Source organism: uncultured Pelagibacterium sp., assembly GCF_963972885.1.
In the GTDB taxonomy this organism is placed as follows: domain Bacteria; phylum Pseudomonadota; class Alphaproteobacteria; order Rhizobiales; family Devosiaceae; genus Pelagibacterium; species Pelagibacterium nitratireducens.
This window is the reverse complement of the sequence record NZ_CAXAXY010000115.1, coordinates 1-8,821: the sequence shown is the minus strand read 5'-3', so window position 1 is coordinate 8,821 and position 8,821 is coordinate 1. Positions and strand designations below refer to the sequence as shown.

At 62.2% G+C, this 8,821-nt stretch carries 10 protein-coding genes; 3 read left to right on the top strand and 7 right to left on the bottom strand.

The features are described from left to right. Window positions 1-78: 78 nt before the first annotated feature. Window positions 79-1,092 carry a zinc ABC transporter substrate-binding protein ZnuA gene (gene znuA, locus AACZ55_RS14395; protein WP_339647213.1) on the bottom strand — a complete coding sequence of 338 codons (1,014 nt, stop codon included), beginning with the start codon at window positions 1,090-1,092 and terminating at the stop codon, window positions 79-81. A 99-nt stretch (window positions 1,093-1,191) separates the two neighbouring features. Here znuA and AACZ55_RS14390 point away from each other — a divergent pair, with 99 nt between their 5' ends. The 3 genes from AACZ55_RS14390 to AACZ55_RS14380 are packed head-to-tail and all read left to right on the top strand — an operon-like array spanning window position 1,192 to window position 3,223. Next, window positions 1,192-2,028, top strand: a complete 837-nt coding sequence (locus tag AACZ55_RS14390; protein WP_339647211.1) for a metal ABC transporter ATP-binding protein — start codon at window positions 1,192-1,194, stop codon at window positions 2,026-2,028. After that, a complete protein-coding gene (locus AACZ55_RS14385) occupies window positions 2,021-2,821 on the top strand; it encodes an iron chelate uptake ABC transporter family permease subunit (RefSeq protein ID WP_339647208.1) in 801 nt (266 codons plus the stop codon). Before AACZ55_RS14390 ends, AACZ55_RS14385 begins: the two co-directional genes overlap by 8 nt. Before the next feature lie 3 nt (window positions 2,822-2,824). Then, window positions 2,825-3,223: a Fur family transcriptional regulator gene (locus tag AACZ55_RS14380; RefSeq protein ID WP_339647205.1), complete on the top strand. Its 399-nt coding sequence runs from the start codon at window positions 2,825-2,827 to the stop codon at window positions 3,221-3,223. Between the two features lie 84 nt (window positions 3,224-3,307). Here AACZ55_RS14380 and AACZ55_RS14375 read toward each other — a convergent pair whose 3' ends face one another. From AACZ55_RS14375 to AACZ55_RS14350, 6 genes are all read right to left on the bottom strand, one after another. Further along, window positions 3,308-3,553: a hypothetical protein gene (locus tag AACZ55_RS14375; RefSeq protein WP_339647203.1), complete on the bottom strand. Its 246-nt coding sequence runs from the start codon at window positions 3,551-3,553 to the stop codon at window positions 3,308-3,310. A gap of 100 nt (window positions 3,554-3,653) precedes the next feature. Then, window positions 3,654-4,379 carry an SIMPL domain-containing protein gene (locus AACZ55_RS14370; protein WP_339647201.1) on the bottom strand — a complete coding sequence of 242 codons (726 nt, stop codon included), beginning with the start codon at window positions 4,377-4,379 and terminating at the stop codon, window positions 3,654-3,656. A gap of 78 nt (window positions 4,380-4,457) precedes the next feature. Further along, entirely contained in the window at window positions 4,458-6,116 is a 1,659-nt protein-coding gene (locus AACZ55_RS14365) for an ABC transporter ATP-binding protein (RefSeq protein ID WP_339647199.1), read from the bottom strand. After that, window positions 6,116-7,054 carry an ABC transporter permease gene (locus AACZ55_RS14360; protein WP_338608040.1) on the bottom strand — a complete coding sequence of 313 codons (939 nt, stop codon included), beginning with the start codon at window positions 7,052-7,054 and terminating at the stop codon, window positions 6,116-6,118. Before AACZ55_RS14360 ends, AACZ55_RS14365 begins: the two co-directional genes overlap by 1 nt. Before the next feature lie 3 nt (window positions 7,055-7,057). Further along, window positions 7,058-8,038 (bottom strand): ABC transporter permease, encoded by a 981-nt coding sequence (locus tag AACZ55_RS14355; RefSeq protein ID WP_338608041.1) that lies wholly within the window; start codon window positions 8,036-8,038, stop codon window positions 7,058-7,060. Between the two features lie 176 nt (window positions 8,039-8,214). After that, window positions 8,215-8,821: ABC transporter substrate-binding protein (locus tag AACZ55_RS14350; protein WP_339647196.1), on the bottom strand; the 607-nt coding region annotated here is incomplete at its 5' end.

Sequence of the window (8,821 nt, the reverse complement as noted above, 5' to 3'; positions counted from 1 at the left end):
TCGATAGAAGCAGCGGGGCGGGTGCCCGGAGGCGCCCCGCCCCTATGCCCGGCAACCGGGTCCGGCAGGCAAACCGGCTCAGTCGGCGAGGCAATCGAGAAGGCTGTCAGCCATCGTGTTCATCAAGGTGAAGTACAGTTCTGGGCCGTCGGCGATGGCGGCGCCCAGGGGATCGAGGGTGCCGATGCCGGCGCCGGTGCCATCGGCGATGGTCTCGATGACCTGGGGGGAGAACTGGGGTTCGGCGAAAAGGCAGGCGGCGCCTTGCTGTTCGACAATTGCACGGATTTCGGTCAGCCGCCCTGCCCCCGGCGCGATCTCGGGATTGACGGTGAACGAGCCCGTTGCCTCGATGTCAAAACTTTCTTCGAAGGCGTGATAGGCGTCGTGGAAGACAAAGAAGGGCGTGCCGCGGGCGGGTGCGAGGCGGGCATCGATTTCGGCCTGCAGCGCATCGAGGCGGGCAGCGAGGGCCTGGCCATTGGCGTTGTAGGTTTGCGCATTTTCAGGGTCGACGGCGATCAGGGCGTCGGCGATGGCGGCGACCATGAGACGGGCGTTTTGCGGGTCGAGCCAGATATGGGCATCGCCATGCTCGTGAGCGTGGTCATGATCGTCTGCGTGATCGTGGTCATCCGCGTGATCGTCCTCATGAGCGTGTTCGTCGTGCTCATGGTCATGATCGTCGTGCGCTTCATGGCCCTCATCACCATGGCCGTGGGCTTCGAAGAGGCCCCCTTCGCGCAACTCGAGGATATTCATGCCCTCGACATCCATCATCTCGATTTTCGTGGCGTTGGCCGAGATGGTTTCAAGGGGGCCGTCGAGGAAGGTTTCGAGATCCTCGCCGATCCAGAAGACCAGATCGGCGCTTTCGAGCTTGCCGGCATCGGAGGGGCGCAGGGAAAAGCCGTGCGGGCTTGCCGCGCCTTCAATGAGCAACTCGGGCGTGCCCACGCCCTCCATCACGCCTGCGACCAGCGAATGCAGCGGCTTTATGGTGGCGACCACATTGGGCGCGGCGAGCGCGGGGGTGGCGGCGAACAGCGCAAGGGCAGCGGGTGCGAGAAGAGCAAAGGCTTTATTGGGCATTGTCGGAAGGGCTCCGTGCGACTATGTTATGATATTACACAACCAATGTAATGCTATAACATTGCGGTTTGAGTCAATGCACATCTGGCAGGATCGGGCATGAAAAATTTCAGCGCACCCGAGCGCGACGATATCGTCAGGGTTAAAGGCGTCGGGGTGAAGCGCGACGGGCGCTGGCTGGTGCGCGGGGTGGATATGGCCATCGCGCGCGGGGAAATCGTGACGCTGATCGGGCCGAACGGGTCGGGCAAATCGACAACGGTCAAGACCGCTCTGGGCATCATCAAACCCGATGAGGGCAGCGTGTGGCGCGCGAAAAACCTTGCCATCGGCTATGTGCCGCAAAAAATCGCCATGGACCGCTCGCTGCCCATGACTGTGGAACGGTTGATGGGGCTGACGGGGCGGCGGACCAAAACCGAGGTCGCGGCAACGCTTGAGATGGTGGGGATTTCCCATCTGGCCCGGGCGCAGGTGCATTCGCTTTCGGGCGGGGAATTTCAGCGCGCGCTGATCGCCCGCGCGGTGATCGGGCGGCCCGACCTTCTGGTGCTCGACGAACCCGTGCAGGGGGTCGATTTTTCCGGCGAGGTGGCGCTTTACGATCTGATCGGACGGATCCGCGACGAGACGGGCTGCGGGGTGGTTCTGATTTCCCACGATCTGCATGTGGTGATGGCGCGCACCGATACGGTGATCTGCCTCAATGGCCATGTGTGCTGCCAGGGCACGCCCGACAGCGTGGCGGCGAGCGGGGAATATGCGGCGCTGTTCGGGCCGCGGGCAGCGGAAACGCTGGCGATCTATCGCCATGAGCACGATCATGCGCATCTGCCGGACGGGTCGGTGCGCGATGCCAAGGGACAGCTCCATTTCGACCATCACGCGCATGGGCCCCATTGCGAGCACGAGGGCGAGGGGCACAAGCATGCTTGAGAGTTTTTTCACCCGCGCGCTGATCGCCGGGGTGGGGCTGGCGGCGGTGACGGGGCCGTTGGGCAGTTTCATCGTCTGGCGGCGGATGGCCTATTTCGGGGATACGATGGCCCATTCGGCAATACTTGGTGTCGCTCTGGCCCTGTTCTTTTCGTTTTCGCCGGTGGTGGGGGTGTTCGCCATAGCCGTTATGGTGGCGCTGATCCTGGCGTTTTTGCAGCGCCGGGGCACGCTGTCGGCGGATTCGCTTTTGGGGCTTTTGAGCCATTCGGCGCTGGCGCTGGGACTGGTGCTGGTATCGCTGATGCCCAATGTGCGAATCGATCTGATGGGGCTGTTGTTCGGCGATATTCTTGCGGTGTCGGCGAGCGATCTTTTTGTGATCTATGGCGGCGGGATCGTCGTTCTGGGGGTTCTGGCGTGGCTGTGGCGGCCGATGCTGGCGGGGACGGTGTCAGAGGACATCGCCCAGGCCGAGGGGCTGAACCCCGAGCGCACGCGGCTGATCTTCATGGTGCTGCTGGCCGGGCTGATCGCCATATCGATGAAGATTCTGGGCGTGCTGCTGATCACCGCCATGCTGATCATTCCCGCCACCGCCGCGCGGCGGCTGGCCAATACGCCCGAGCAGATGGCGATCTATGCCGGGCTGGGCGGGATCGCCGCCGTGCTTGCGGGCTTGTGGGCATCGCTTACTTTCGATACGCCATCGGGACCCTCGATCGTGGTTGCGGCGCTTTGCGTTTTTGCTATTACCTCCATCGTTCCGCTGGGCAACAAGGGAGCCGCCTGAGACATGAGTGCGCATTCCGATCTCACCCGCAACCAGTCGCTGGTGCTCGACCGGCTGGAAAAGGCCGAATCGCCGATGAGCGCTTATGCGATCCTCGACCAGTTGCGCGATGACGGCTTGCGGGCGCCGCTGCAGGTCTATCGGGCGCTCGAAAAACTGCTCGACATGGGACTGGCGCACCGGCTGGAATCGATGAACGCGTTCGTTGCCTGCGCACAGCCCCATTGCCATGATTCCGGGTTGATCGCCTTTGCGATCTGCGAGAAATGCGGGCAGGTGAGCGAGTTTTCCGACGATGTGGTGCGCGAAAGACTGAACGGCTGGGCGGACCGGGAGGGGTTCGTGGTCAAGCGCACGACGATGGAGATACGGGGCGAGTGCCGGGTGTGTGCGGCAGCGTGAGAGGTTGGGCTGGAAGGCCCCCTCACCCGACGCTTCACGTCGACCTCCCCCAAGGGAGAGGTGAAAGAGGGCTCTGGATTTTCCCTATGCGATCCCAACGAGGATTGAGCGGATCATGGCGGCCAAGCCCAAGATAAACAGTAGCGCCATGACGACGAAAACACCCAGCGTGAGCGCATACATGCCCCCGCTAGCTTTGCGGTCATAAAAGCCGCTGCGGCCTTCTATCACGCCCGTGCGCAGGGCACGGACGATGATCGGCAACAGCCAGGCCAATCCCCATACAAGAGCGGCGACAATCGCCAGCGATGCAACAACCTGACCGTTCAAACCGCCCCCCGAAACATTTGGCATTTATGGGCATGACATCAGCATCTGCGGCCAAGATCAAGCAATAGCGGCCCGGTCTTTACCCAAATCGAACTGGCCATCACTCCAAGAAATAGGTGATGGTGGTGACCACCCTCACCTTCTTGTCCATCTGTTTCTCGCTGCGCTGATCGGGGATTTCGACGGCGGCGAGGATTTCGAATACGCCCTGATTGGCGGTCTGGATGGTGCCGACCTGCGCGCCTGCATCATCGGCAAATTGCTGGGCGGCTTCGCGGGCGCGTTGGGTGGCTTCGGCGAGCATGTCGGTCTTGAGGTCGGTCAGCGCGGTAAAGACGTAGGACGGGCCGGCATTGTAGGCGTCTGACGAAAACACCACGCCGGCGCGCAAAAGGTCGCCGATGTCGCGCGAGGCGGCGGCGATAGCCTCGACATCGCCCGAGGTCACCATGAATTCCTCGGTCAGGACGAAGCGGGCCGTGTCGGGGGTGTTGGATGCGTTGTAGCCGGCAAGGCGATCCTCGACGAGGATGTTGTTGACCTGCATCGAGCCTTCGGGGAACCCGGCGCCGGTGAGGAAGTCGCGCACCGCAGCGTCGGAGGTTTCGAGTTGGGCGCGGGCATCTTCAAGGGTCGGGCCGGTGGCGACGAACTTGATCGGCCAATAGGCGAGATCGGCGGTAACGTTGCGCTCGGAGAGGCCCTTGACGGTGACTGTGCGGATCGGCTGTCGGGATTCGATGAGCGCCTGTCCGCCGAGCCAGCCGGCGAGAGCCAGGCCAACGGCGATCAAAAGCGCGGCAACGATGCGGGAGAGAGATTGCATGACGGGTCCCCAACGAAAAACGCCCCCCGGCGCAAGGACCGATGGGGCGCTTCAATTGTGACCGGTTTTGGGCGGGTGTCAGGCCACCTTGGAAATGTCCGGGACCGCGTCGAGCAGCATGCGGGTGTAGTCGGCCTGGGGGGCCCCGAAGATTTGTTCGACGGGGCCGGTTTCGACGAGATTGCCGTTGTGGAGGACGCCGACTTCATCGGCCATCTGGCGCACGACGGCGAGGTTGTGGCTGATGAGCAGATAGGTGAGGCCGAACTCTTCCTGCAGCCGGCTCATCAACTCGAGCACCTGGGCCTGAACGGAGACGTCGAGCGCGGAGGTGGGTTCATCGCAGATGATGAATTCGGGTTGGCTGGAAAGCGCGCGGGCAATGGCTATGCGCTGGCGCTGGCCGCCGGAGAACTCGTGGGGGTATTTGCGCATGGAGACCGGGTCGAGCCGCACGCGTTCGAGCAGGTCGGCGACGCGCTCGGCGATTTCACCGGGTTTGCGAGCGATGCCCAGCGCCCGCATGGGCTCGGCGATGATTTCGCCCACCCGCCAGCGCGGATTGAGGCTGGCATAGGGATCCTGAAAGATCATCTGGATTTTCGAGCGGCGCTTTTTTTCGGCGCCCTTGGACCAGATGTCGGTGCCTTCGAGGCTTACGGTGCCCGATGTGGGCGGCAGAAGACCGACCATCATGCGGGCGCAGGTGGATTTTCCCGATCCCGATTCCCCGACCAGCCCATAGGTCTGGCCGCGCTGGATGGAAAAGGACACGCCATTGACCGCTTGGACGATCTTGCGGTTGCGGCCGGTGATCCGCGACAGGAACGAGCCGGAAAGGTCGAACTGCTTGGTGAGATTGTCGACGACGACGAGGGGTTCGTCGGTCTTTTCCGAGGCAAAGCTGTGGCCCTTGGCGACGGCCGCCGCATAGCGCGGGTTCTGGGCGGTGATCGAGGGAATGGCTTCGATCAGCTTGATCGTATAGTCCATTTTGGGGCGGTTGATGATGTCGCCCACCGAGCCGGTTTCGACGATTTCGCCCTTGTTCATGACGATCATGCGATCGGCGGCTTCGGCGATGACGCCCATATCGTGGGTGATGAGCATGACGGCAACGCCGCGCTCGGCGCACAGGCGTTTTAAGACCTTGATGATCTGGGCCTGGACCGAAACGTCGAGCGCCGAGGTGGGCTCGTCGGCAATGACCAGTTCAGGCTCGGCGGCCAGCGCAAGCGAGATCACCACGCGCTGGCGCATGCCGCCCGAGAATTGGTGCGGGTAGGAATCGATGCGGTTTTGCGGATCGGGGATGCCGGCATCGGCCAGCAGCGCGATGGCGCGGGCGCGGGCCTCATCCTGGCTGAGCGGGAGATGGCGGCGGATGGTTTCGATCAGTTGCTCGCCGACCGTAAACAGCGGGTTCAATGAGGTCAGCGGGTCCTGCATGACCATGCCGATGCGGCGGCCGCGGATCTTGCGCAGGCTTTCCTCGTCGAGCCCGTCGATGCGGTCACCGCTGAGCGTAATCGATGTCGAGGAAATTTCGCCCGGCGGATCGATCAGGCCCATGATGGCGGTGCCGGTCATGGATTTGCCGGCGCCCGATTCCCCCACAACGCCGAGCACTTCGCCGGGCATGATGTCGAACGAGATGGATTTGACGGCGGTGAAATCGCCGCGCCGCAGGTGGAAGACGACGGAAAGGTCTTTGACGGAAAGAACAGGTTGGCTCATCAGCGCAGCCTTGGATTGAGGGCGTCACGCAGCCAGTCACCCAAAAGGTTGACCGACAGGGCGAGGAGCACGAGCGTGATGGCAGGGAAAAACAGGATCCACCATTCGCCCGAAAACAGGAACTGCTGCCCGATGCGGATCAGGGTGCCCAGCGAGGGCTGGGTGGGCGGAACGCCGACGCCGAGGAAAGAGAGCGTTGCTTCGGCGATGATGGCCAGGGCCAGCCCGATGGTGCCGATGACCAGAACCGGGCCGAGCACATTGGGCAGGATGTGACGGATGAGGATGAAGACCGGCTTGACCCCGATGATGCGGGCAGCCGAAACATAATCCTTTTGCCGCTCGACCATTGTCGAGCCGCGCACCGTTCTGGCGAACTGGGCCCAGTCGGACAGCCCGATGGAAAAGATCAAAACGAAGATCGCCATGGATTCGCGCTGGTTGGGGGGAATGATGCCGCGGGCGATGCCGAAGATCAAAAGGGCGATCAGGATCGAGGGAAAGGAAAGCTGGACGTCGGCGATGCGCATGATGATGGTGTCGGTCAGCCCGCCGCGATAGCCGGCGATCAGCCCCAGAGTGACGCCGAGCAGCATGGCGAACAGGATGGCCGACAGGCCCACCATGAGCGAAACGCGCGAGCCGTAGAGAATTGCCGAGAACACGTCGCGCCCCTGATGGTCCGATCCGAGCAGGAAATAGCTGCCCGAAAAACTCTCGCTCATGGGCGGGGTGAACCCGTTCATGAGATTGAGCGTGCGCGGATTGAAGGGGTCGTAGGGCGCGATAAAGGGCGCAAAGATTGCCGCAAGGATCAGAACGGCGGCAACGATCGAGGAGACGACGGCCACCGGCGAGGTGCGGTAGGAATAGAAAATGTCGGAATCGACGATGCGGGCGAGGCGGCTCTTGGGGGCGGTCGGGGTGATGTCGTTCATGGCTCAGTGCCCCTTTGCCGCGCCGATCCGCAGGCGCGGATCCACGACGTAATAGAGTATGTCGACGATGAGATTGACGATCACGAACACGAAGCCGACAAAGATCAGATAAGCGGCCATGACCGGCACATCGACGACGGCGACCGAAGAGAGAAACAGCGAGCCGATGCCGGGCCACTGGAACACCGTTTCGGTGATCAGCGCCCCGGTGATGATCGAGCCCAGTTGCAGGCCGGCGATGGTGATGACCGGAACCATGGTGTTCTTGAGCGCGTGCGAAAAATTGATGGCGCGCTTTGAAAGGCCCCGGGCGCGGGCGAACTTTATATAATCCTGGCGCAGCACTTCGAGCATTTCGGCGCGCACCAGACGCATGATGAGCGTCATCTGGAACAAAGAGAGGGTGATGGCGGGCAAGATGATCGAGCGCAGGCCGGTTTCGGTGAAAAAGCCCGTGGTCCACCAGCCCAGATCGAGGACCTGGCCGCGCCCGAAACTGGGCAACCATTGCAGCTCGACCGCGAAGATGTAGATCAACCCGATGCCGATCAGGAAGGTCGGCAACGACACCCCGATCAGCGAAAACGCCATGATGGCGGCAGCGGCGGGGTTCTTGCGGTTAAGGGCGGTAAAGACGCCGGCCAGAATGCCAAAGACCAGGGCGATGGCGGCCGAGGTGAGCGCCAGTTCGATGGTGGCGGGCAGGCGCGACATGACGAGTTCGGCAACCGGGGTCTGCAGGCGGTAGGAAATGCCGAAATTGCCCTGCAGGGCGTTGACGATGAAGCGGAAGAACTGCTCGTAGAACGGATCGTTGAGCCCCAGGCGCTCACGCAGGAGCTCCTGATCGGCAATCGAGGCTTCCTGGGAGACCATGGAGGCAACGGGATCGCCGACATAGCGGAACATGACGAATGCGATCAGCGCGACAGCGAGCATCACGAGTATCGATTGCCCGAGCCGTTTTAAGATGAAGGCCAGCATTTATGTGGTCTCCGTGAGCGCTTTTGCGCCGCAGCCCGGGAGCGCCCGGACGCATGTGCATTGCGTTTGAACTTTATCGGAAAATTGGCCAGCGACAATGGCCAGCCTTGCAAAGCCGGGCAAACAAAACGCCGCGCCACAAGAGTGTGGCGCGGCGCCGTGTCAGAACAGCCGTCTTACTCGAAGACCACGCCGGTCATGGAGGGCTGGTTTTCCGGATGCACGGCAAGGGTCATGTCGTCGCGCATGGCGTAGGCCAGAACCTGATTGTGGACCGGGATGAAGACGCGATCTTCCTGAACCTGGGCCCAGATGTCGGCGATCACGCCATTACGGGCCTCGAGATCGGTCATGGTGCCCAGCGATTCGATCATTTCATCGACTTCGGGATTGGAATAGAGCCCGATATTGTAGGTGCCGTATTCGTCGTCCTTGGTGTGAACCAGATCGTTGAAGTTGTAGGCCGAATCGAAGGTGGGAACGCCCCAGCCCAGGAGATAGAAATCCGTCTCGTTGTTGAGAATGAGCGGAGAGTGCTGGGCGACCGGGCGCGAGGCCAGGGTCACATCGATGCCGATCTGGCCGAGCATGCCCACAAAGGCCTGCGAAATGGCTTCGTCGTTGACGTAACGGTCATTGGGGGTATCGAGGGTGACCGAGAAACCATCGGGATATCCCGCTTCGGCCATCAGCTCTGTCGCACGCTCGACATCGACCGCCGGGCAGGTATCAAGCTCTTCGGTCCAGCCGTTCACGAACGGAGGCATGTTGACGCAAGTGGGC